Below are 23,929 nucleotides of genomic sequence, written 5' to 3'. Positions count from 1 at the left end.
GTCCGCCGCATGGCGGGGCGACATCCGACGAAACGGCCCCCCAGGCAGCCCCCGATGTCGTCAGCCCGTCTATTCTGGCCAATTTAGCCGCGAGCCCTGCGCGGCCGCAGGAGACGGCCCCGCACGAGCCTCGCCCCTGCCCCAGCCGCCGCGGGCCCTGCGCGAGCGCGGGAAAAGGGCCCCTCGCAGGATCGGCCTCCCGTCACAGCCGCGGAAAGGGCGCCGCCTGAGAAGCGAGACCCCCGCAGAGCCGTCGCGCCCCTCCACCGGATCGCCGCGACGCGGTAGAATGGTCTGTCGCCCAACGCCGCCCCGGCCGCGGGTGCCCACGATTGGAGACCCCATGCCCCACCCGCCCATAGCCAGCGCAAACGCCCCCGCCGTCCCGTCCGCGGCCGACGCAGCCGCATTCGCCGTCCCGACGCCGGCCGGCGCCGCCGCGACCGCCCGCGCGTCAGCCGGCGGCGCCTCCGCAGCCTCCCCGTCGGCCGACGCCGCGCCCGCCCCTGCGCTCTCCCCCAAGCCCGCGGCCGGCGGCGCCGCGCCCGCCATCCCGCCAAGGCCCGCGGCCCCCACGCCCCCGGCCCCCAGCGCCATCGAGGTGCGCGGCGCCCGCGTCCACAACCTGCGCGACGTCGACGTCGACGTTCCCCTCGGCCGGATCGTCGGCATCGCCGGCGTGTCCGGCTCGGGCAAGAGCTCGCTCGCCCTCGGCGTCCTGTACGCCGAGGGGAGCCGCCGCTACCTGGAGGCGCTCTCCACCTACACGCGCCGCCGCATCGCCCAGGACGCGCGCGCCGACGTCGACGAGGTGCGCCACGTGCCCGCCGCCCTCGCCCTGCGCCAGCGGCCCGGCGTCCCCGGCACGCACTCCACCTTCGGCACCTCCACCGAGCTCCTCAGCTACCTGCGCCTCATGTTCTCGCGCCTCGCGTCCCACCGCTGCCCAGCGGGCCACCTGAACCCGCCCACGCTCGACGTCGCCGCCGGGCTCCCCCTCACGTGCGCCGCCTGCGGCACCGAGTTCTTCGCCCCCTCCGCCGAGGAGCTGGCCTTCAACGGCGCGGGCGCGTGCGCCGCCTGCGGCGGCACCGGCGTGGTGCGCCGCGTCGACGAGTCCACCCTCATCCCCGACCCCTCCCTCACCCTGGAGGAGGGCGCCGTGGCCCCCTGGCGCCAGCTCATGTGGTCGCTCATGGCCCAGGTGGCCGGCGAGATGGGCGTGCGCACCGACGTCCCCTACCGCGACCTCACCGACGCCGAGAAGGAGATCGTGCTGCACGGCCCGATGGAGAAGCGCCACATCCTCTACCAGCCCAAGGGCCGCGACCGCGCCACCGAGCTCGACTTCACCTACTACAGCGCCGTCAGCACCGTGGAGAACGCGCTTTCCAAGGTCAAGGACGAGAGGGGCATGGCCCGCGTGGCGAAGTTCCTCACCGAGGACACCTGCCCCGACTGCCACGGCACCCGCCTCTCGGCGCGGGCGCGCGGCAGCGAGATAGGCGGGGTCACCCTCGCCCAGGCCGCGGCCCTCACCTTGGACGAGCTGCGGGCGTGGCTGCCCACCGTGCCCCCGGGCCTGCCCGCCGAGATGCGCCCCCTGGCCGAGGCCATCATCGCCGAGACGGCCGAGCCCCTCGAGCGCCTCGGCCAGCTGGGGCTCGGGTACCTCGCGCTCGACCGGGCGAGCGCCACCCTCTCCAACGGCGAGCGCCAGCGCGCGGCCCTCTCCCGCGCGGTGCGCAGCCGCACCACCGGCGTGCTCTACGTGCTCGACGAGCCCTCCATCGGCCTGCACCCGGCCAACGTGGAGGGGCTGCTCGGCGTCATGGACGACCTCGTCGCCGACGGCAACTCCGTGGTGATGGTCGACCACGACGCGGCCGTGCTGCGCCACGCCGGCCACCTCATCGAGATAGGCCCGGGCTCCGGCGCCGACGGCGGCCGCGTCATCGCGAGCGGGACGGTGGCCCAGGTGGAAGCCGACCCCGCCAGCCGCATAGGGCCGTTCCTCTCCGGCGCGGCCCGGGTGCGCGTGCGCGCGCCCATGGCCCCCGGGCACGTCTTCGACGAGGGCGCCATCCGCCTCTCCGCCGGCGCCGTCCACACCGTGCGCCCCCTCGAGGCGCTCATCCCCAAGGGACGCCTCACCGCCGTCACGGGGGTGTCGGGATCGGGGAAGACCACGCTCGTGCTCGAGAGCCTCGTGGCCGGCCTGGAGGCCTCCCTGGCCGGACGGCCGCTGCCGCCCCACGTGGAGGCCGTGGACGCCCCGGGCATCGCGCGGGTGAACCTGGTGGACGCCTCCCCCATCGGCGTGAACGTGCGCTCCACGGTGGGCACCTACTCCGGCGTCCTCGACGACCTGCGCCGCGCCTTCGCCCGGCTGCCCGAGGCCCGCTCGCGCGGCCTCAAGGCGGGCGACTTCTCCTACAACACCGGGAGCCTGCGCTGTCCCACCTGCGACGGCACCGGCCAGGTGTCGCTCGACGTGCAGTTCCTCCCCGACGTGGACATCCCCTGCCCCGACTGCCGCGGCACCCGCTACGGGGCGGACGCCTACGCCATCCAGCTGATGGTGGAGGAAGGCGCGCCGGCCGACGGCGAGCAGGACGCGCGGCGGGCCGGCGCGGAGGGCGCCGCGCGCGGCGAGCGCGTCCACGGCGACGACCTGGCGCCCGTGCGCACCCTAGCGCTGCCGGAGCTGCTCGCCCTCACGGTGGACCAGGCCCTGGCGGCGCTGGCCGGCCTCCCGCGGATCCGCGGGAAGCTCCAGACCCTCCACGACCTGGGACTCGGCTACCTCACCCTGGGCGAGGCCACCCCGGCGCTCTCCGGCGGCGAGGCCCAGCGCCTCAAGCTGGCCAGCGAGATGCGCCGCAGCCAGGCCGACGCGCTCTTCGTGTTCGACGAGCCCACCATCGGCCTGCACCCCCTGGACGTGGAGACCCTCATCGCCGTGCTCGGCCGCCTCATCAACCACGGCGCCACCGTGGTGGTGGTCGAGCACGACCTGGACATGATCGCCAACGCCGACTACGTCATCGACCTGGGGCCCGGCGGCGGGGCGGACGGCGGGCGCATCGTGGCCGCGGGCACCCCCGCCCAGGTAGCCGACGATCCCGCCAGCATCACCGGCCGCTACCTGAGGGAGACGCTGGCAGGCTAGCGAGCCGAAGGCGGCGGGGCCGAGCGCCCGCGGCACCGAGACCAGGCAGCCCCCCCCCGCGCCCGGGGACCGGGGCGAGGGGAGCACCCCCCGCAGCAAGGAGGCGCCCGAAGCCCGCCCCCCGGCGCGGGGGGCCGGACGACCGAGACAGACCGAGAGGAGCCGATACAGGCCATGATCTCCGAGGACGAGATAGCCCGCCACTGCACGGCGCGCACGCTGCAGCGGGCCCGCTCCATAGCCGAGCGCGCCCAGGACATCCTCACGCGCCAGTGCCGCTACGCGGGCGGCGAGACCAAGCTCTCGGCCTTCGTGGCCTCGAGCGCCGGCTGGTCCGACCGCTACCGCACCTCGGTGACCCTCGACGAGGCGGCCGGCCAGGTCGTCGACTACGCCTGCACCTGCCCCGCCTTCCGCGGATCGGACGGCATGTGCAAGCACGCCGCCGCCCTGGCCCTGGCCTTCGTCGCGCGCCCCGACGGCTTCATCGGCTACCGGCCCGGCGCCGCGCCGCAGACGAGCCCCGCCCTGGCCTCCTACCTGGACCGGGTGCGCCGCGCCTCCCACGAGGCCCTGCGCGAGGCCGTGGACGTGGAGCTCGTCTTGGGCTACGCCTACGAGAACTGGACGGCGCGCTTCCGCGTGGCGGGCCCGCGCGGCGGCTACGCCCTGCGCTCGCTCGCGGAGTTCGCCAGCGCGCTGCGCCTGGGCGAGACGGTGACCTATGGGCAGAAGCTCTCCTTCGCCCACGCGCCGGAGGCCTTCACCGCCCACGGGCGCGCCCTCGCGGCGTTCATCGAGCGGGCCGTGGCCGAGCGCACCCGCCTGGGGGCGCGCCGCCCGGGACGGACCGACGGCGACCTGCGCGAGCTGCACCTGTCCGAGGCAGAGGTGGTGGACCTCATCGACCTGGAGGGCGGCCGCACCTTCACCCTGGAGGGCGGCGACGGGGTGCTGCGGCGCACGAACCAGGTGAGCGCCATCGACGAGGATCCGCCGCTCACCGTGCGCCTGTGCGCCCTGGAGCCGGGCGGCTACACGGTCATGCGCGACGAGCCGCTCGTCTTCGCCGCGGCCGGGGAGCGGATGTACGCCGTCCACGACGACCTGCTCTACCGCTGCTCGCCCGCCTTCGCCCGCTGCGCCGGCTTCCTGCGGGCGGTCTACCAGTCCAGCGACGAGGAGCTCTTCGTGGCCGAGGCCGACCTGCCGCTGTTCTGCGCCGAGGTGCTCCCACGGCTCGAGGAGAGCCTCACGGTGAGCGCACCGGCCCAGATAGACCGCTACCGGCCCGTCCCCTGCGCCCTGGAGTTCCGCCTCGACCGCGAGGGCTGCGCGGTGACCGTGCTGGCCCACGCCGTCTACGGCGAGGCGCGCCTGCCCCTGGCCGTGCCGCCGAGCGCGCTCGCCTCCCAGGTGGAGGCGGCCCACGGCGCGCCCGTCACCGCGGGCATCGCCGCGCCAGGCGGCCCCGCGGCCGCGGGCGGCCCGGCGCCCCTGCGCGACGAGGCGGCCGAGCGGCGTGCCTGCGAGCTGCTGGGCGCCTACTTCCGCCCCGACGCCACGCTGCCCCTGGCCGACGGCGACGGCGTGGAGCGGCTGCTCTTCGGCGGCCTGGCGCGGCTCCAGTCCCTCGGCGAGGTGTTCACCACCCCCGCCTTCGACCGGCTCATCGCCGATGGCAAGCCCCGGGTGGACGTGGGGCTCTCGCTCCACGGCAGCCTGCTCGACCTGGACGTCTCCTCGGCCGACATGCCGCCCGAGGAGCTGGCGGCCCTCCTCGACAGCTACCGCCGGCGCCGCCGCTACCACCGCCTGCGCGACGGGGCGTTCCTGAGCCTGGAGGGCTACGACCTCTCCGAGCTCGAGCGGCTCGCCGACGATTTGGGCCTCTCCGCGGCCGACCTGGCCTCGGGCCGCGTGGAGCTGCCGGCGTGGCGCGCCTTCTACCTGGACGAGGCCCTGCCCGACGCCCGGCGCGACGAGGGCTTCGAACGCTACGTCGAGCGCCTGCGCGCCGTGGACCTGGGCGCCTACGAGCCGCCGCGGGACCTGCGCGCCGAGCTGCGCCCCTACCAGCGCGAGGGCTTCGCGTGGCTCTCGGCCCTGGCCGACCTGGGGCTCGGCGGCATCCTGGCCGACGAGATGGGGCTCGGCAAGTCGGTGCAGCTCATCGCGCTTCTGCTGGCGCGGGCCGACGACCTGCGCGCATCGGGGGGCACCCTCATCGTGTGCCCGGCATCCCTCGTCTACCACTGGACGGCCGAGCTGCGCCGGTTCGCGCCCTCGCTTTCGGCGGCGGCCGTGGCCGGGCCCAAGCGCGACCGCGACCGGGTGCGCGCCCACGGGGCCGACGTGCTCGTGACCTCCTACGACCTGCTGCGCCGCGACGCCGAGGCCTGGGAGGCGCGCGAGCTGGGCTGCGCGGTGCTCGACGAGGCCCAGTACGTCAAGAACCAGGCCACCCTCACCGCCCGGGCGGCCAAGCGCCTCCACGCCCCGCTGCGCCTGGCGCTCACGGGCACGCCGGTGGAGAACCGCCTCTCGGAGCTCTGGAGCATCTTCGACTTCCTCATGCCGGGGCTCCTCGGATCCTACGCGAGCTTCTCCCAGCGATTCGAGGCCTCCATCCTCGGCCGCGAGGAGGAGCCCGACGCCGACGAAGCCGCCGACGCCGCGGCGCGCCTGGCGGCCCTCGTGGGCCCCTTCGTCCTGCGCCGCCTCAAGGCCGACGTGCTGCCCGACCTGCCGCCCAAGCTGGAGAGCGTGGTGGCGGTGCCCCTCCGCGGAGAGCAGGCCAAGCTCTACGCCGCCCACGAGCAGCGGCTGCGCCAGGACCTGGCCGCCCCCAAGCCCAAGGACGGCCGCGGCTTCGACGCGCGCAAGGTGGAGGTGCTCGCCGAGCTCACCCGCCTGCGGCAGCTCTGCTGCGACCCGGCCCTCGTCTACGAAAACTTCCGCGGGCGCGCCGCCAAGATGGACGCCATCATGGACCTCGTGGCCGAGGCGCGCGACGGCGGGCAGAAGACGCTCGTGTTCTCGCAGTTCACCACGTACCTGGCGCGCATCGCCGAGCGGCTCGACCGCGACGGGGTGCCCTACTACGTCATCACGGGGGCCACGCCCAAGCGCCGGCGCCTCGAGCTGGTGGAGGCGTTCAACGGCGACGATACCCCCGTCTTCCTCGTGTCGCTGCGGGCCGGGGGCACGGGGCTCAACCTGACGGGCGCGTCGGTGGTCATCCACGCCGACCCGTGGTGGAACGCCGCCGCTGAGGCCCAGGCGTCCGACCGCGCGCACCGCATCGGGCAGACCGAGGCCGTGAGCGTCTACCGCGTCATCGCCGAGGGCACGGTGGAGGAGCGCATCCTGCGCCTGCAGGAGCGCAAGGCCGACCTGGCCGACGCCGTCATCGGCGCCGCGGACGGCGTGTCGCTGGCCCGCCTCACCCAGGAGGACCTCATCGACCTGCTCTCCGGCGACTAGGCGCCCGGCGCGAGCGGCGTCCGGCGCCAGGGCCCGCCAGCGCACCTGCGCAAGTCGCGCGCAAAAGCTCGTGCGACGCCCGATGCCGGGGCCCGTCAACATGCCATGCACCGCCGGCCCCGACGCGAGCCGCGCGCCCGACGAGCCGCGCGCCGGGGCCGCACGGCGTCCGCGGGCCGCCCCGGCGCCACGTTTTCGCGTGAACATGGCACTGATTGACGATTCGGTACGGTCTGGAGGGCGCCGAGGCTCCGCTTACGCGGCCCCTAACCCCCTGCGGCCCGAGCCGACCTGGGCAAACGTCGACCCAGGAGTCGCGGCCTCCGCCGCGCACCGTACCGAATCGTCAATCAGTGCCATCTCGGGGCCGAAAAGCGGCGCTACCACCCCAGAAGCGCGAAGTCGGCGTCCTCGTCGACCACGGGCAGCCCCGCGTCGCGCAGAAGCGCCGCCGCCAGGCCCCAGCCGGGGACGAGCGCGCCGGAGAACGTGCCGTCGTAGACCGCGCCCGGCCCGCAGGAGGGCGAGCGGGACTTGAGCACCGCCCCCGCGCAGCCGGCGGCCAGGGCCTCCCCGGCGCTCAGGCGCGCCCCGCGGGCGAAGGCCTCGGTGAGATCACGTCCCTCGGCGTCAACCACGCGCAGGGGGTCGCGCCCGGCTATCTCGGCCGGGGGCCGCGGGACGGGCAGCCCGCCGGCACGCTCCGGGCACACTGGCACCAGCTCGTGGCGCGCGCCGAGCGCGGCGACGCGCGCGCAGGGCCTCGCCGTGCCGTCGTAGCGGCACGGCTCGCCGAGCAGACACGCGCTCACGGCCAGGATCACGCGCGCTCCTCGAAGAAGGCGCGCACCTTCACGAGGGCCTCGGCCAGCACGCGCTCCTCCTCGTCGGTGAGGGTGCCCAGGGCCTCGTCGACCATCTGGCGGTGGAACAGGCGGTGGGCCCGGTAGACCTGGCGGCCCTTGCGCGACAGCGACACCAGCACGCGCCGGCGGTCGGCCGTGTCGCGCTCGCGGATGAGGTAGCCCTTCTCCACCAGGCGGTTCACGCAGATGGTGAGGGTGGCCAGCGTCACGCCCAGGCGCGAGGCGACCACGTTCATGGGGTTGGCCTCGCGGTAGCCCACGGCGTCGATGGTGTGGATCTCGGTGATGGTCAGGCCCTCGGTGAAACGGTTGTCGAGCGACTTCTCCTCGATGCGCAGAATCGAGTTGAACACCGAGGTGAGCAGATCGTCGATCTCCTCACGGCGTTCCCTGGCGGCGTCGGCCATGAAGCGCTCCTCTCCGTCGGACGAGGGTGGGCGCGCCGCGGCCCCGAGCGCTGGCCGGCGGCGGCTCTTCCTGAGTGCAAAGGTAAGGGTAAGTGCTGTTGATATGGTAGCGCATTTCCGAAGCGCCTTAGGAAAAAGCCTGATAACGATACGGTTCCACGATGACGGCGCCGCGGTGGCGCCCATCGGTTAGAATGGGCCGACGCATTCGTCCGGCGGGCCGCGCGCCCCCGGCCAAGACCCTGTCGCCCGCGCCCCGGCGCCGGCGCCGAAAGGAGCCACCCATGCAGCGAGAGCAGTTCGGATCCCGCCTGGGATTCATCCTCATCAGCGCGGGCTGCGCCATCGGCCTGGGCAACGTCTGGCGCTTCCCCTACATCTGCGGCGAGTACGGCGGCGCGGCCTTCGTCCTCATGTACCTGGTGTTCCTCGTCATCCTGGGCCTGCCCATCATGGCCATGGAGTTCGCCGTCGGCCGCGGCTCGCAGAAGTCCATCGCGCGCGCCTTCGACGTGCTCGAGCCGAAGGGGTCGGGCTGGCACCGCTTCAAGTGGGTGGGCATCGCCGGCAACTACCTGCTCATGATGTTCTACACCACGGTGGCCGGCTGGATGCTCGCCTACGTGCCCAAGATGGCCGCCGGCACCTTCACCGGCGCCGATACCGCCCAGACCGCCGCCGCCTTCGACGCGATGCTCGGCAACCCCGAGGAGCTGGTCGTCTGGATGATCGTGGCCGTGGGCATCGCCATCGGCGTGTGCTCACTGGGGCTGCAGAAGGGCGTCGAGCGCATCACGAAGGTGATGATGGTGTGCCTCTTGGCCATCATCGGCGTCCTCATCGTCCGCGCGGTCACCCTGCCCGGCGCCGGCGAGGGCGTGCTGTTCTACCTGGCGCCTGACTTCTCCAAGATCTTCGCCGACGTGGGGACGTTCTGCGACGCGGCCTACGCGGCCATGGGCCAGGCGTTCTTCACGCTGTCGATCGGCATGGGGTCGATGGCCATCTTCGGCAGCTACATCGGCAAGGACCGCTCGCTCATGGGCGAGGCGGCCACCATCGGCGCGCTGGACACCGGCGTGGCCCTGGCCACCGGCCTCATCATCTTCCCCGCCTGCTTCGCCTTCGGCGTGGCGCCCGACTCCGGCCCGGGGCTCGTGTTCATCACGCTGCCCTCGGTCTTCGAGCAGATGTGGCTCGGGCACGTGTGGGGCACGCTGTTCTTCATCTTCATGAGCTTCGCGGCACTCTCCACCGTCATCGCGGTGTTCGAGTGCATCCTGTCCTTCGCCATGGACCAGTGGGGCTGGACGCGCAGGAAGGCGGTCATCTTCAACCTCATCGCCATCCCGCTGCTGTCGCTGCCCTGCGCGCTCGGCTTCAACGTGCTGTCCGGCGTCGAGCTGGCGGGCGTGGGTAACATCCAGTCCATCGAGGACTTCCTCGTGTCCAACAACATCCTGCCCCTGGGCTCGCTCGTGTTCGTGGCGTTCTGCGCCGGCAAGCGCGGCTGGGGCTGGGACAACTTCCTGGCCGAGGCCAACAGCGGCTCGGGCCTCAAGTTCCCCGCGTGGATCCGCCCGTGGATGCGCTTCGGCGTGCCCACCCTCGTCATCGTCATCCTGGCGCTCGGGTGGCTGCCCATCATCCAGACCTGGATCGGGATGGCCTAGCGCGTCCAGCCTCGATGCCGGCGGGGAGGGGGCGGAGGGAGCACCCCCACGCACCCACCACGCGCGAGGCCCCCCGGCGCATGCCGGGGGGCCTCGCGTTTTTCGCCTCCCTAGCGCAGCCCGCGCAGGTCGCGGCCCTCGGCGGGCTTGAGCTCCAGCTTGCGGGTGGCCGGCTCGGCGCGCACGAGGGTGACGGGCAGCCGCTGGCCCAGGCGGAAGGTGCGGCCCGTCTCCTCGCCGGTGAGCACGTGGCGCGCGGCGTCGAAGGCGAAGTACTCCCGCCCGAGCGCGCGCATGGGCAGAAAGCCCTCGGCCGTGCACTCCAGCCGCGCGTAGATGCCGTAGCTCGCCACGCCCGACACGACGGCGGGGAAGCTCTCCCCCACGTGGTTCGCCAGGTACTCCACCATCTTGAGCTCCTGGGACTCGCGCGCCGCCTCGTCGGCCACGCGCTCCATGTCCGAGGAGTGCTCGCCGATCCACGGCAGCGCCGCCACCTCCTGGTCGAACCGCTGCGGGCGCTTGGTGAGCGCCGCGCGCAGCATCCGGTGCACCACCAGGTCGGGGTAGCGGCGGATGGGGCTCGTGAAGTGCGCGTAGGACCCAAGCCCCAGCCCGTAGTGGCCGTCGTTGACGGGCCGGTAGAGCGCGCGGCGCTGGGAGCGCAGGAGCAGCATGGACACGAGCTCGCCCTCGGCCCGCCCGGCGCTGGCCGCGAGCACCGCCTGGATGGCGTGGGCGTCGCCCGTCACCAGGCGCGCCGCCATCTCCTCGGTGAACCACGGGAACTCCTGGAGCACGGGCACGAGCCCGCCGAGCGCGTCGGGGGCCGGCGGCTCGTGGACGCGGAACAGGCAGGGGAAGCCGCGCTCCTCCAGCAGCCGCGCCACGGCCTCGTTGGCGAGCACCATGGCCTGCTCCACCAGCTCGGTGGCGTCGGTCTTCTCGCGCAGGCGGATGGCGAGGGGCGCGCCCTCGGCGTCGAGCTGGACCTTGGCCTCCACCGTGTCGAAGTCGAGCGCCCCAGCCCGCGCCCGGATCCCGCGCCTCAGGCGCGCGAGCCGCGCCGCCGCCACGACGCGCGCCGCGATGGGGTCGGCGTCCGCCGCGGCGAGGGGCGGCCGGAGGGCTCCGCTCGGAAGCTGCGCAGCCCTCGCTCCGCCCTCCGGCCGCCCCTCGCCGCCGTCCGCGCCCTCGTCCATCGCCTCCTCGCCTACGTCCGCCGCCTCGATCAGCGCCTGGGCCTCGTCGTAGGTGAGGCGCGCGTCGGACCGGATGAGCGCCGGGTACGCTTCGTAGCGCACCAGGTCGCCGGCGTCGTCCAGGTAGAGGTCGACCGTCATCGAGCGGCTCTCCTCGCCGGGCTTGAGCGAGCAGAGCTCGTTGGACAGCTCCTCGGGCAGCATCGGGATGACGCGGTCGACCAGGTACACGCTGGTGGCGCGCCGCCGCGCGTCCAGGTCGAGCGAGCACCCCCAGGGCACGTAGTGCGACACGTCCGCGATGTGCACCCCCAGCCGCCAGAGCCCCCTGCGAGCCCCCGAGGGCGCCCCCTCCCCCACCCAGTCGAGCGAGATGGCGTCGTCGAAGTCGCGGGCGTCGGCGGGGTCGATGGTGAGGGTGACGCGGTCGCGCAGGTCGCGGTAGCCGGCGGAAAGCGCGCCCTCGGCGTCGAGCACGGCCGCGCGGGCCTCGGCGAGCGCGGCCTCCGAGAACTCCGTCTCGAGCTTGTGGCGCGCCACGATGACGTCGACGCCGAGCGTCGCCGCCTCGGCCGTGCCGATGACCTCCTCCACCACGCCCGTGGCCGCCGTGTGCCGCGTGGGGAACTGCGTCACCCGCACGCGCACGAGCGCGCCGTCGGGCACCTCGGGGTGGTCGGCGCGCATGGTGAAGATGTCGTAGGGGATGCGCGTGTCCTCGGGCACCACCACGCCGAAGGGCTCGGCCACCTCGTAGCGGCCGATCACCGTGTCGTGCGCCCGGTCGAGCACGCGCACCACGCGCGCCGCCGGCTTCTCCTCCTCGCGCCGCCCGCGCCCGGCCGCGCCCGGCCGCCCGCCGCCGCGACGCGAGGGCAGGGGCGCGAGCTCCACCAGATCGCCGTCGAAGGCGCCGCCCATGGCGCTCGCGGGCACGAAGAACTCGCCCTCGGCGGTGGACACGAACCCGAAGCCCCCGGCCCGGGCGATGAGCACCCCGCGCGGGTTCGACCGCGGCGAGCGACGCACGTGCTTGCGATGACGGCCCATGGCAGGCTCCTTTCGTCGGCGGGAGGAGGCGGCCCGGCCCCGGCGGGCACGGGCGGCGGGCGGCGCGGCTGCACGGCTTCCGGGCGCAGCCCTCGGGCAGCGCGGGCGGCGATCCGCCGCGGCGCGACGTCGGCGAGGACAGGCGCCGACGCGTGCGGGCACGGCACCCGGTCGCGCGCCCGCGCGCCCGCGCGGCGCTAGCCCCGCGTCACCATGGAGTGCGCGGTGTCGATGGCCACCAGGCGCTGGGTGTCGGCGTCCTCGGCCGAGCCGACCATGATGTTGGGCACGACGCCCACGCCGTTGATCTCATGCCCGAGGGGCGACAGGTAGTAGGCGGCCGTGTAGCGCACGGCGCCCCCGAAGGTGAGCTCGCGCACCACCTGCACCGAGCCCTTCCCGAGCGTGGTCTGCCCCACCACCTCGGCGCGCTGGTTGTCCTGAAGCGCGGCGGCCAGCACCTCCGACGCCGCCGACGTGTAGCCGTTCACGAGCACCACCAGCGGCGCGTCGGTGACGGTGACGCCGCCCGCGGTCTTGGACGACACGCCGTCCACCGTGCGGATCTCGACGATGACGCCGCTCTTGATGAACAGGCTCGCGATGTCGACGGCCTGGGTGAGGTAGCCGCCGGGGTTGTCGCGGATGTCGAGCACGAAGGCGGTGGCGCCCTGGTTGGTCAGGTCGGCCACGGCGGACCTGACCAGCTCGGACGAGTTCTGCGTGATCTGGCGCAGGCGGATGTAGCCCACCTCGTTCACCAGCTCGGTCGTCACGTTCACCTCGTCGTAGCGACGGCAGACGAGCGTGGTGGTGAACTCCGACCCGGTCTGGGCGTCCAGGCTGATGGGGCGCATCCAGGTGATGATGACGCTCGCGCCCTCGTCGCGCGCCAGCGAGTTCACCACCTCGGTCAGCGACCAGGCGCGGCCCGAGTCGCCGTCGATGGCCTCGACGAAGTCGCCCTGGCGCACGCCCTTGGCCTCGGCCTCGGACCCCTCGAACACGTCGGCCACGTAGGCGCGGCCGTCGTACTCCGAGAACAGCACGCCGATGCCGGCGTAGGTGCGCTCGGTCGTCTCCTTGATGTAGTTGTTGTAACGGTCGGGGTTGAAGTAGGCGGCGTAGGGGTCGCCCGTGGCCTTGAGCAGGTCGTCGAGCATCGAGAAGGTGGCCTTCTCCAAGTCGACGGTGTCCAGGCTGTTGTCGGCCAGCAGGTCCTCCACCTCGGCCACGCGCGCCGATATGGAGTCGTAGGTCGACTTGAGGTTCTTCGACGAGCCGGTGGCCGTCGCCTCCTCGGGCGCCACGGTGAAGCCGAGCGACTGTACGAAGGCCACCTGGCTGCGCACGACGAAGCCCCCGGCGAAGGCCGCGACCACCGCCAGGAAGAACGCGAAGAGGCGCATGGCCCGGCGGCCCCGCGCCCTCTCCTGCTTGGTGAGGACCGCGACCTTGCGCTCGCGGCCCCTGTGCTTTCCGTCCCTCGCCATGGGGATGCGCCCCGCGGGGTGCCTAGACCTTCAGGTAGCGGCGCATGGCGAACGCCGATCCGACGAGGCCGATGACGAGGCCCGCGCCCACCAGCGACAGGTAGATCACCGCGTAGGTGCCCCCGTCGACCTCGAGCGAGAGGAAGGGCAGGGCCGCCTGCACGCGCGGGATGGCCGCCGAGCGCAGGGCCTGGAGCACGCCCACGGCCAGAAGCGAGCCGATGAGCGCGTGGAGCGCGCCCTCCATGAGGAAGGGCCCGCGGATGAAGCCGTTGGACGCGCCCACCAGGCGCATGATGGCGATCTCCTTGCGGCGCGCCAGGATGGCCAGGCGGATGGTGTTGTTGATGAACACAAGCGCGATGAAGATGAGCAGCGCGATGAGCGCGATGCCGATGTAGCGCACGTAGTTGGTCACCGCGAACAGGCGCTCGACCGACTGCTGACCGTACTTGACGGCCTCGGCCGGGTCGTCGGGGTTGTCGGTGACCTGCGGGTAGAGGGAGGTGGCGAGCACCTGGTCGGCCACCGACTCCACCAGCTGCGGGTCGGACAGCTCGATGTCGATGGACGCCGGCAGCGGGTTCTGGCCGTCGAGCTGGTCGATGATGTCGGGGTTGGACGTCGACGCGCGGAAGTTCTCGAGCGCCTGGTCCTTGGTGGTGAAGCCCACCGAGGCCACGCCCTCCATGCCGCGGATCTGGCCCATCAGCTCGTCGATCTGGGCCTGGTCGGCGTCGTCGGCGACGTAGGCGGTGATGGACACCTCGTTCTCGATGGAGGACACCAGGTGGTTGATGACGGTGCCGCCCACCAGGAACACGCCGATGATCAGAAGCGACAGGAAGATCGTGACGATGGAGCCCAGCGTGGTGGACAGGTTGCGGGTGAAGCCCTGGATGGACTCCTTGAGGAAGTAGAAGAAGCTAGACATCGAAGCCGTACACCCCCCGGTCCTGGTCGCGCGTCAGGTGGCCGCGGTCGAGCGCGATGACGCGGCGGCGCATGTTGTCGACCATCTCGCGGTCGTGGGTGGCGATGAGCACCGTGGTGCCGGTGCGGTTGATGCGCTCGAGCAGGTCCATGATGCCGCGGGACGTCTGCGGGTCGAGGTTGCCCGTGGGCTCGTCGCAGATGAGCAGCGGCGGGCGGTTCACGATGGCGCGGGCGATGGACACGCGCTGCTGCTGGCCGCCGGAGAGCTGGTCGGGGTAGCTGTTGAGCTTCTCCGACAGGCCCACCAGGCGCAGCACCTCGGGCACCTGGGTCTTGATGACGTGGCGGCTCTTGCCGATGACCTCCAGCGCGAAGGCGACGTTCTCGAAGACCGTCTTGTTCGGCAGCAGCTTGAAGTCCTGGAACACGCAGCCGATGTTGCGGCGCAGGTAGGGCACGCGCCAGTTGCGCATGGTGGTGAGGTCCTCGTCCGCCACGTAGATCTTGCCCTCGGTGGGCTTGATCTCGCGGGTGAGCAGGCGGATGAAGGTGGACTTGCCGGACCCGGAGTGGCCCACGAGGAACAGGAACTCGCCGGCGAAGATCTGCAGCGACACGTCGTTCAGGGCGGGCTTGTTGGGCTGGGCCGGGTAGACCTTGGTCACATGGTCGAAGGTGATGACCGGCGTGCCCAGGGGCGCGGAGGTCTCGTCAACCTCGAGCACGGGCAGCGATTGCGACAGCTGCGACGCCATCTGCGCTCGGCGGGAATGGGCCCCCGAGCCGGCGTGGCGGGCGCGCGGCCTGCCTTGGCTCGTCTCATTGGTCACAGTTTTGCTCCGTTCAAGTTGTCGTTCATTACTGGAACCGTCTAAGTTTAGCAGAGGCCCTAAACGGCCAAGACCCTCTTCACAGCTTCAACAACGGCCGCCGCATCCAGCCCGAAGTAGGCCAGCAGCTCCTCGAACTCGCCTGACTTGCCGAAGCGGTCGCGCACGCCGACGAAGGCCGCCGGCGCCGGGTGGCGCTCGGCCAGAAGCTCGGCCACGGCCGAGCCGAGGCCGCCGATGACGCTGTGCTCCTCGGCCACGACGACGCGCCCGGTCTTGGCGACCGACGCCAGGATGGTGTCGGCGTCGAGGGGCTTCACGCAGAAGGCGTCGATGACCTCGGCCGCTATGCCCTCGGCCGCCAGGGCGTCGGCGGCCGCCAGCGCCTCGCGGATCTCCACGCCGTTGGCGACGATGGTGACGTCCGCCCCCTCGCGCAGCACGTAGGCGCGGCCCATCTCCAGCTCGACGTCGTCATCGTAGACGCAGGGCACCGACGCGCGGCCCATGCGCACGTAGACGGGGCCGGGCGTGGCCGCCGCCAGGCGGATGGCCGCGCGGGCCGCCGCGTAGTCGGCGGGCACGAGCACGCGCATGCCGGGCAGCCCGCGCATGAGCGACACGTCCTCGAGCATCTGGTGCGAGCCGCCGTCGGGGCCCACCGAGATGCCGGCGTGGGTGGGGGCGATCTTCACGTCCAGGCCGGAGTAGCACACCGTGTTGCGGATCTGGTCGTAGGCGCGCCCGGTGCCGAACACGGCGAACGAGCCGGTGAAGGCCACGTGCCCGGTGAGCGCGAGGCCCGCGGCCACGTCGACCATGTTCTGCTCGGCGATGCCGCAGTTGAACAGGCGGTCGGCGTACCCGGCGTCGGCCAGCTTCTTGGTGGTGGTCGATCCGGTGAGGTCGGCGTCGACGGCCACGACGGGCACGCCCTCGGCCGCCAGCTCGGCCAGAGTCACACCGAAGGCGGCGCGGGTGGCCTTCTTGCAGGCCGCCTGCTCGGGAGTTGCGAGCTTTACCATGGTCGTGCCTCCTCTACTCGCCGGCCGCTTGCAGGTCGGCAAGCGCGATCTTGAGCTCATCGGCGTTGGGCGCCTTGCCGTGCCAGCCGGCCTGGTTCTCCATGAACGAGACGCCCTTGCCCTTGACGGTGTGGGCGATGATGGCGTGGGGGCGCTCGCCCGCGGCAGCCTTGGCGGCGGTGAGCGCCGCGGTGACGGCGGGCAGGTCGTGCCCGTCCACCTCGGCCACGTCCCAGCCGAAGGCGGCGAACTTGGCGCCGATGTCCTCCGGGTCGCACACGTCGCAGATGGCCCCGTCGATCTGCAGGCCGTTGTGGTCGACGACGGCCACCAGGTTGCCCAGGCGCCGGTGCGCGGCGAACATGGCCGCCTCCCACACCTGGCCCTCCTCGCACTCGCCGTCGCCGAGCAGGGCGAAGACGGTACCCGCGCGCCCGTCGAGGGCGAGCCCGGCCGCGGTGCCGGCGGCGATGGAGAGCCCCTGGCCGAGCGAGCCGGTGGACACCTCCACGCCCGGCACGAGCCGGCAGTCGGGGTGCCCCTGCAGGCGGCTGCCCAGCTTGCGCAGGGTCATGAGCTCCTCGCGGGGGAGGTAGCCGGCATGGGCGAGGGTGGCGTAGAGGGCGGGCGCCGCGTGGCCCTTGGCCAGGATGAACCAGTCGCGCCCCTCCTTCTTGGGGTCGGCGGGGTCATGGTCCATCACGCCGCCCAGGTACAGGGCGGTGAGGATGTCGGCGCAGGAGAGCGACCCTCCCGGATGCCCGCTTCCGGCCTCCGCGATCATCGACACGATGTCAGCGCGGATGGCCCGGGCCTCGGCTTCCAATGGGCGTGCGTCCACGGCACTTCCTTTCCCTCGAAACAGCTCTGGCGTCATTCTAGCGAAAACCGCGGGGGTCGCCCGCGGGGATGGGCGGGATCGGCGCGGCGCGCCGGGCGGGGCGTCACTGCGAGGCATGCCACTTGTGGTAGCCGATGACGAAGTCCTCCAGGTCGCCCCCGAGCACGGCGTCCACGTTGCCCGTCTCCACGCCGCTGCGCAGGTCCTTGACCATCTGGTAGGGGTAGAGCACGTAGTTGCGGATCTGGCTGCCGAAGGAGTTGTCCATGCGCTCGCCGCGCAGGGCGTCGATCTCCTCGGCGCGGCGGCGCTCCTCGAGCTCGTAGAGGCGGGCGCGCAGCACGCGGAAGGCGGCCTCCTTGTTCTGGAGCTGGGACTTCTCGTTCTGGCAGGTGACGACGATGCCCGTGGGCAGGTGCGTCAGGCGCACGGCGGAGTCGGTGGTGTTGACGCACTGGCCGCCCGGGCCGCTCGAGCGGTACACGTCCACGCGCACGTCGGCCGGGTTGAGATCCACCTCGATGTCGTCGGGCATCACCGGCAGCACCTCGACGCTGGCGAAGGTGGTCTGGCGGCGCTTCTTGTCGTCGGTGGGCGAGATGCGCACGAGGCGGTGGACGCCGGCCTCGGACCTGAGCATGCCGTAGGCGTTGCGACCCTCCACCTGGATGACAGCCCGGTCGAGCCCGATGCCCTCGCCGGGCACCACGTCCAGGTCGGTCACGCGCCAGCCCTTGGCGTCGGCGTAGCGGCCGTACATGCGGTAGAGCATGTCCGTCCAGTCCTGGGCCTCCAGCCCGCCCTGGCCGGGGTTCACCGTGAGGATGGCGTCGCCCGCGTCGAAGCGGCCCGAGAACCACGAGGCCACCTCGAGCCCGTCGAGCATGGTCGCGAGCCGCCCGAGGGCCTCGGCGCACTCGTCGGCGAAGGCGGGGTCCTCCCCCGCCAGCTCGAAGGCGGCGCGCGCGTCCTCCAGCAGGGCCGCGGCCGCGTCGTAGTCGGCGATCACGTCGCGCAGGTTGGACGCCTCCTTCGACACCTGCTGGGCGCGGGAGGCGTCGTCCCAGAACCCGGGCGAGGCTATCTGGGCGTCCAGGCGGGCGAGCTCGGCGGCCTTGTCGTCGACGTGCAGGAAGCCGCGGGCGTCGGCGATGCGCGGCGCGGCGGCCTCCAGTTCCTTGGCGAGTTCCTTCAGTTCCATCGTCTCAGTTCTTCTCCGGGGCCGCGGCTAGCTTTCCCTGCCGTGGCACTTCTTGTACTTGAGGCCGCTGCCGCAGGGGCACGGGTCGTTGCGGCCCACGTTGGCGAAGGGGTCGTCCTTGTCCTTCTCGTAGGTGGCGGGCTTGGCCGGCGCCGGCTTGGGCGGGGCCCCGGCGGCCGCGGCGGCGGCCGGGTGCGCGGCGCGGCGGGCGGCGGCGGTGCCCGAGCCGGACAGCGCCTCCTCGGGGCTCGAGTAGCTCATCTTGCGCTCGAGCGGGTCGTGCTGCTCGGGCAGCGGGGCGGGCGCGTCGGCCTTGACGGCTATCTGGAGGCGCAGCAGGGTGCGCAGGTAGTCGTCGTACATCGACGCGGTCAGGCGCTCGAAGGCGGCGTAGGCCTCGTTCTTGTACTCCACCAGCGGGTCGCGCTGGCCGAAGGCGCGCAGGCCGATGCCGGTCTTGAGGTAGTCCATCTCCTGGAGGTGCTGCATCCACTTGGTGTCGATGATGCGCAGCATCACCTGGGCGGCGAGGCTCTCCATCATGGCGTGGCCGAGCGTGGCGGCCTTCTCGTCGTAGATGGCCTCGAGGTAGGAGGCCAGGGCCCCGTCGACCTCCTGCGGGTCGTCGCCGTGGTCGAGCGCCGAGAGCGAGAAGCCGCTCGTGCCGGTCATGTTGGCCGCCCACATGTCGACGGCCTTGGCGTCCCAGTCGTCGCTCGGCAGGTTGGCGGGGCAGTTCTCGCCCACCACCTCGTCGACGGCGTCGCCGATGATCTCCGGCGTGCGGCCGGCCATGTCCTTGCCGTCGAGGATGGCGTTGCGCTCCTCGTAGATGGCCTTGCGCTGCAGGTTCATCACGTCGTCGTACTCGAGCACGTTCTTGCGGGCGGCGAAGTGCATGGACTCCACCTGGCGCTGGGCGCTCTCGATGGACTTGGACACCATCGACGCCTGGATCGGCATGTCGTCGGGCATGTCGGTCTTCTTCATCATGTTGGAGATGGAGTCCATGCGACTGCCGCCGAACAGGCGCATGAGGTCGTCCTCGAGCGACAGGTAGAACTGCGTCGTGCCCGGGTCGCCCTGGCGGCCCGAGCGGCCGCGCAGCTGGTTGTCGATGCGGCGCGACTCGTGGCGCTCGGTGCCGATGACGCACAGGCCGCCCGCCTCGAGCACCTGCTCCTGCTCGGCGGCGCAGGTGGCGCGGGCGTCGGCCAGGGCGCGCTCGCGCTGCTCGTCGGTGGGCCGGTCGGCGTGGGGGTTGCCCTCCTCGTCGAGCTCGGGGGCGTCGGGGTCGAGCCCGCGGGCGCGCAGCAGGTCCTCGGCCAGCACGTCGGGGTCGCCGCCGAGGCGGATGTCGGTGCCGCGGCCGGCCATGTTGGTGGCGATGGTGACGGCCCCCAGGCGCCCGGCCTGGGCCACGATGTGCGCCTCGCGCTCGTGGTTCTTGGCGTTGAGCGTCTCGTGGCGTATGCCGCGCTTGTCGAGCAGGCGCGAGAGGCGCTCGGAGTTCTCGATGGACACCGTGCCGATGAGGCAGGGCTGCCCCGCGGCGTGGCGGGCGGCCACGTCGTCGGCCACGGCGTTGAACTTGGCGTCGACCGTGCGGTAGACCAGGTCGTTCTCGTCCACGCGGATGACCGGCTTGTTGGGCGGGATGGCCATGACGGGCAGGTTGTAGATCTGGCGGAACTCGGCGTCCTCGGTCATGGCCGTGCCGGTCATGCCCGACAGCTTGTCGTAGAGGCGGAAGTAGTTCTGCAGCGTGATGGTGGCCAGCGTCTGGTTCTCCTCGCGCACGAGCACGTGCTCCTTGGCCTCCACGGCCTGGTGCAGGCCCTCCGACCAGCGGCGGCCCTCCATGATGCGGCCGGTGAACTCGTCGACGATCTTCACCTCGCCGTCCACCACCACGTAGTCGATGTCGCGGTGGAACAGGAACTGGGCCTTGAGCGCCTGCTGCAGGTGGTTGGCCAGCTGGCCGGACGGGTCGGCGTAGATGTCGTCGATGCCGAGCATCGCCTCGATGCGCTCCAGGCCGCTCTCGGTGGCGTTGATGGTCTTCTTCGCCTCGTCCTTCTCGAAGTCGACGCCCTCGGTGAGCCCGGGCATCACGCGGGCGAACTTGTTGTACGTCTCGGCCGCCTGGGTGCCCGCGCCCGAGATGATGAGCGGGGTGCGGGCCTCGTCGATGAGGATGGAGTCGACCTCGTCGACGATGGCGAAGGAGTGCCCGCGCTGCACGCGCGCCCCGGCGCGGGTGACCATGTTGTCGCGCAGGTAGTCGAAGCCGAACTCCGAGTTGGTGCCGTAGGTGACGTCGGCCTGGTAGGCGGGGATCTTGTCGGCCGGGCGCATGCCGTTCTGGATGAGGCCCGTGCGCATCCCCAGGAAGCGGTAGATCTGGCCCATCCACTCGCAGTCGCGCCGCGCCAGGTAGTCGTTGACGGTGACGATGTGGACGTTGTCGCCGGGGATGGCGTTGAGGTAGCCGGCGAGCGTGGAGACGAGCGTCTTGCCCTCGCCGGTCTTCATCTCGGCGATCTGCCCCTCGTGCAGGGCCATGCCGCCGATGAGCTGGACGTCGAAGTGGCGCAGGCCCGTGGTGCGCACCGACGCCTCGCGCACGGCGGCGAAGGCCTCGGGCAAAAGGTCGTCGAGGCTCTCGCCGGCGGCGTGGCGCTCGCGGAACTCGACGGTCTTGGCGGCGAGCTCCTCGTCGGAGAGGGCCTGCATGGACGGCTCGAGGGCGTTGATCTTCTGCACCGCGGCCTCGTAGCGCTTGAGCTGCTTGCCCTCGCCGAGGGTGAGCAGCTTGGAGAGGAATCCCATGGACGCTTCTTTCTCTCGCTGGCGTCTCGGCGCAGGGCCGGCCCCGCGCCATCGCATAAGTACAAGCACTTTAGCACAGGAGCCCCTTGACCTGCGGCTCCTCCTCCCCATTTACACGTCCACCTCCTCCTCGATGATGCCGCGGTACAGCTCGACGATGCCGGGAGACGGATCGATGCCCAGCTCCTCGGCCAGGTAGGCGCGGCACGAGAAGTAGGTCTCGAGCGCCGCGGCGCGCTGGCCGGCGGCCACCTGGGCCCGCATGAGGGCCACGTAGGCATCCTCGCGCGAGCGGTCGCGGCGCAGGGCCTCGCGGGCGAACCACAGCGCGCCGCGCACCTCCCCCGCCTCGGCCAGGCGCTCGGAGGCCGCCACGAGCGCGTCGGAGAGCTCGGTGCGATAGCGCAGGCGCAGGGCGTCCACCAGCGCGCTGTCGTGCTCGCAGGGCAGCAGGTCCTCAGCGTAGGGGCCGCTCACCTGGGAGTAGAGGTCCTCCCACCCGTCCAGCTGGGCGCGGCCGAACAGGAGGCGGCGGCAGAGGGCCTCGAAGCGGGCGACGTCGCTGTCCACCAGGCGCGCGTCCAGACGGCAGCCGAAGTCGTCGCGGGACAGGTACGGGCAGCTGCCGTCCACCGCGAGGGCCCGGGAGAGCCGCGACCAGGTGCTCGTGAGGTTCTTGCGGGCCGTGCGGGCGTCGCTGCCGGGCCAGAGCGCCTCGGCCAGCCGGTCCAGCGGCAGCTCGCCGCCCCGGCGCAGCACCAGGACGGCCAGGAGCGTCTTGGCCTTGCGGTGGCGCCGCAGCCGGTCGGTGACGGGCTCGTCGCCCAGGCGCACGCTCATGCCGCCGAACAGGTCGACGCGCAGAAGGGGCGGCGCGGGCCGCGACGCCGGCTCGGTCCCGCGGGACGCGCGGCGGTCCTCGCGGAAGGGGTCGGGGTGGGCCCGGCGCCAGGCCGCCGAGCGGCGGTCGGCCGCGGCCAGGGCGCGGCGGTAGGCGGCGCGCTCCTCGCGCTCGCGGGCCGCGGCCTCGCGCAGGGCCGCCACGAGCGCGGCCGAGGGCCGAAGGCGCGCCAGCCCCTCCTGGGCCGCGGCCAAAGGCTCCAGGGCGCTGCCGGCGGCCAGGGCGGCCCACCCCAGGGGCTCCCCCGCCTCGGCGGCGGCCTCGAGCCGGGCCGCGGCGTGCTCGGCCGCGGGGGCCAGGGCGGCGGGGCCGGCCCCGGCCTCGCGCCCAGCGGCGAGCACCCAGGACGCGGCCAGGAGCAGCGCGCAGGCCGCGTCGCCGTCGCCGGGGCGGGCCAGGGCGGCGGCCTGGCCCCAGGCGGCCGCGGCGCGCTCGGCCCGGGCGGCCGGTCCGGCGCCCGGCTCGCCTCCCGGCGCGGCGAGGGCCGCCGCCACGCGGGCGAGCACGCCCGGGGCCCGGCCGGAGAGCCCCTCCTCGCCGTGGGCCAGCAGCGTCGAGGCCAGGGCCGCCGCGCGCGTCACGTCGTCCGGCTCGCCGTGGCGCATGACGAGCGCCGCGCCACCCAGGCGCTCGTCCGGCTCGGCCGCCGGTGCCGTCAGCGCGCGCCGCCCCAGGACCGCGGCGCGGGCCTCGTCGCCGAGGGCGGCCGCGGCCCACCCGGCGGCCACGTTGAGGGCCGCGCGCCGGGGCTGGGACTTGTGGGAGACGAGCCCGTACAGGCGGTCGACGGCCCGGGCCTGCCCGGCGCAGGTGACCGCCCAGCCCCTATCGGCCAGCCACGTCCCGCAGGCCTGCCGCGACGCCAGGGCGTCCACGGCCTCGGCGGCCCGGCGGTGGGCGCCCCGGGCGATGAGCGCGTCGGCCAGGCGCGCGGCCAGGACGTCGCGGTCGTCGAGGCCCGCCGCCGCGGCCAGGGCCGGCAGCGACGGGGACACCGCCTGGGCGAGCTCGGCAAGGGGAATCGCCGCGGCGCGGTAGCGGCGCTCGGCCGTGTCCACCCCGCAGAAGGGGTAGCCCTCCTCCAGGGCGCGCGCCAGCTCCCCGCAGCGGCGCTCGGGCAGGAAGGCCGTCAGGTCGTCCACGCTGCCGGCCCCGAGCGCGCACGTCACGAGCAGGGCCAGCAGCAGGTCGGCGGGCAGCTCCTCGCGGCGGATGCCCCGGGCGAGCATCCGCTGGCCGCCCTCGGCCCAGCGCAGGCACGCCACGCGCTCGGCGGGGTTGCGCAGCTCGTCGGGCAGCGCCTCGGGCCCCTCCCCCGCCAGGTGCAGCGCGGCCTCCTCCTCGGCCAGCAGCAGGTCGGCCGGCCCCAGCAGCAGCCGGTCGCGCTCGAGGGCGCCGAAGGCGTCGGAGGAGGGCGGGCAGGTGACGACCACCTCCACCTCCTCGGCGAGCAGCTCGTCGGCCAGGGCGGCGAAGCGCTCCGCGCGGGCGGGGTCGAGCGGCGGCAGGTCGTCGAAGACGGCCAGGTGCGATGTGGGGCCGATGGACGCCATCGCGTCGGCGATGACCCCGGCGTCCAGGTCGCGCAGGAAGCAGGGCGAGCGGCAGTCCACCCAGAAGATGCGCTTGAAGCCGAAGACGGTCTCGGCGTACTCCGCGGCCACGGCGGTCTTCCCGAAGCCGTCGGGCGCCACGATGAAGCGCGCCACCGAGCGCGACCGCAGCATCCGCGCGGCCAGCTCGGGGCGCGGCACGTGGCGCACCGGCAGCACCCCCTCCGGGCGCTGGCCGTTGCAGAACGCGGCCTTCAGGAACGCGGACACGGCGCCTCCTCTCGCGGGTCGTCCCAGGTTTGCGACCATCCCATCCTAGGAGCGCCCCCAAGGTGAGGCAAATCACTCATATAGCGCGTATCGCCACGTGGGCGCCGCGTTGTTGCCCGCCTTGCCCCCGAAGCCCGCACCCGGGGTGCAGCCGGGGGCCGCCAGGTGCTCCGCCCCCGCCCCTCCGGAGC

14 protein-coding genes are annotated in these 23,929 nt (G+C 73.1%); 3 read left to right on the top strand and 11 right to left on the bottom strand.

Features of this window, described 5'->3' with window-relative positions; genetic code table 11:
- Positions 1–343 precede the first annotated feature (343 nt).
- Together LPT13_RS09540 and LPT13_RS09535 are read left to right on the top strand one after the other, a co-directional pair.
- Complete coding sequence (locus tag LPT13_RS09540) at positions 344–3,172, top strand: excinuclease ABC subunit UvrA (protein ID WP_242166005.1); 2,829 nt, start codon at positions 344–346, stop codon at positions 3,170–3,172.
- A 174-nt stretch (positions 3,173–3,346) separates the two neighbouring features.
- On the top strand, positions 3,347–6,658 hold the full coding sequence (locus LPT13_RS09535) for a DEAD/DEAH box helicase (protein WP_242166002.1): 3,312 nt from the start codon (positions 3,347–3,349) through the stop codon (positions 6,656–6,658).
- A gap of 380 nt (positions 6,659–7,038) precedes the next feature.
- Here the strand turns inward: LPT13_RS09535 and LPT13_RS09530 are convergent, their stop codons facing one another.
- Complete coding sequence (locus LPT13_RS09530) at positions 7,039–7,482, bottom strand: 2-thiouracil desulfurase family protein (protein ID WP_242166000.1); 444 nt, start codon at positions 7,480–7,482, stop codon at positions 7,039–7,041.
- Positions 7,479–7,931, bottom strand: a complete 453-nt coding sequence (locus LPT13_RS09525) for a MarR family winged helix-turn-helix transcriptional regulator (protein WP_242165997.1) — start codon at positions 7,929–7,931, stop codon at positions 7,479–7,481. The genes LPT13_RS09530 and LPT13_RS09525 overlap by 4 nt, the downstream gene beginning before the upstream one ends.
- Before the next feature lie 284 nt (positions 7,932–8,215).
- On the opposite strand from LPT13_RS09525, the gene LPT13_RS09520 reads away from it, so the two are divergent.
- On the top strand, positions 8,216–9,604 hold the full coding sequence (locus tag LPT13_RS09520) for a sodium-dependent transporter (RefSeq protein ID WP_242165995.1): 1,389 nt from the start codon (positions 8,216–8,218) through the stop codon (positions 9,602–9,604).
- A gap of 110 nt (positions 9,605–9,714) precedes the next feature.
- Here the strand turns inward: LPT13_RS09520 and LPT13_RS09515 are convergent, their stop codons facing one another.
- The 9 genes from LPT13_RS09515 to LPT13_RS11865 all read right to left on the bottom strand — a co-directional run bounded on the left by LPT13_RS09515 (position 9,715) and on the right by LPT13_RS11865 (position 23,738).
- The gene (locus tag LPT13_RS09515; RefSeq protein ID WP_242165992.1) at positions 9,715–11,856 is read right to left on the bottom strand and encodes a ribonuclease R family protein; all 2,142 of its coding nucleotides are present in this window, start codon (positions 11,854–11,856) and stop codon (positions 9,715–9,717) included.
- A gap of 197 nt (positions 11,857–12,053) precedes the next feature.
- Complete coding sequence (locus LPT13_RS09510) at positions 12,054–13,349, bottom strand: S41 family peptidase (protein WP_242165990.1); 1,296 nt, start codon at positions 13,347–13,349, stop codon at positions 12,054–12,056.
- 22 nt (positions 13,350–13,371) lie between these two features.
- Positions 13,372–14,283, bottom strand: coding sequence for a permease-like cell division protein FtsX (ftsX, locus tag LPT13_RS09505; protein WP_242165988.1), 912 nt, complete (start codon positions 14,281–14,283; stop codon positions 13,372–13,374).
- Positions 14,276–15,115 carry a cell division ATP-binding protein FtsE gene (ftsE, locus tag LPT13_RS09500; protein ID WP_430622578.1) on the bottom strand — a complete coding sequence of 280 codons (840 nt, stop codon included), beginning with the start codon at positions 15,113–15,115 and terminating at the stop codon, positions 14,276–14,278. Before ftsE ends, ftsX begins: the two co-directional genes overlap by 8 nt.
- Before the next feature lie 59 nt (positions 15,116–15,174).
- A complete protein-coding gene (locus LPT13_RS09495) occupies positions 15,175–16,140 on the bottom strand; it encodes a transketolase family protein (protein ID WP_242165984.1) in 966 nt (321 codons plus the stop codon).
- A gap of 13 nt (positions 16,141–16,153) precedes the next feature.
- Positions 16,154–16,981 (bottom strand): transketolase, encoded by an 828-nt coding sequence (locus LPT13_RS09490; protein WP_242165982.1) that lies wholly within the window; start codon positions 16,979–16,981, stop codon positions 16,154–16,156.
- A gap of 103 nt (positions 16,982–17,084) precedes the next feature.
- Positions 17,085–18,182: a peptide chain release factor 2 gene (prfB, locus tag LPT13_RS09485; RefSeq protein WP_242165980.1), complete on the bottom strand. Its 1,098-nt coding sequence runs from the start codon at positions 18,180–18,182 to the stop codon at positions 17,085–17,087.
- Between the two features lie 27 nt (positions 18,183–18,209).
- Positions 18,210–21,014 carry a preprotein translocase subunit SecA gene (gene secA, locus LPT13_RS09480; protein WP_242165978.1) on the bottom strand — a complete coding sequence of 935 codons (2,805 nt, stop codon included), beginning with the start codon at positions 21,012–21,014 and terminating at the stop codon, positions 18,210–18,212.
- Positions 21,015–21,125: 111 nt separating this feature from the next.
- Positions 21,126–23,738 carry an AfsR/SARP family transcriptional regulator gene (locus tag LPT13_RS11865; protein ID WP_242165976.1) on the bottom strand — a complete coding sequence of 871 codons (2,613 nt, stop codon included), beginning with the start codon at positions 23,736–23,738 and terminating at the stop codon, positions 21,126–21,128.
- Positions 23,739–23,929 lie beyond the last annotated feature (191 nt).

The organism is Adlercreutzia faecimuris, assembly GCF_022669055.1.
GTDB lineage: Bacteria > Actinomycetota > Coriobacteriia > Coriobacteriales > Eggerthellaceae > Enterorhabdus > Enterorhabdus faecimuris.
Note: the sequence above shows the minus strand (reverse complement) of the source record. Positions and strands in the feature narration are given on the sequence as shown.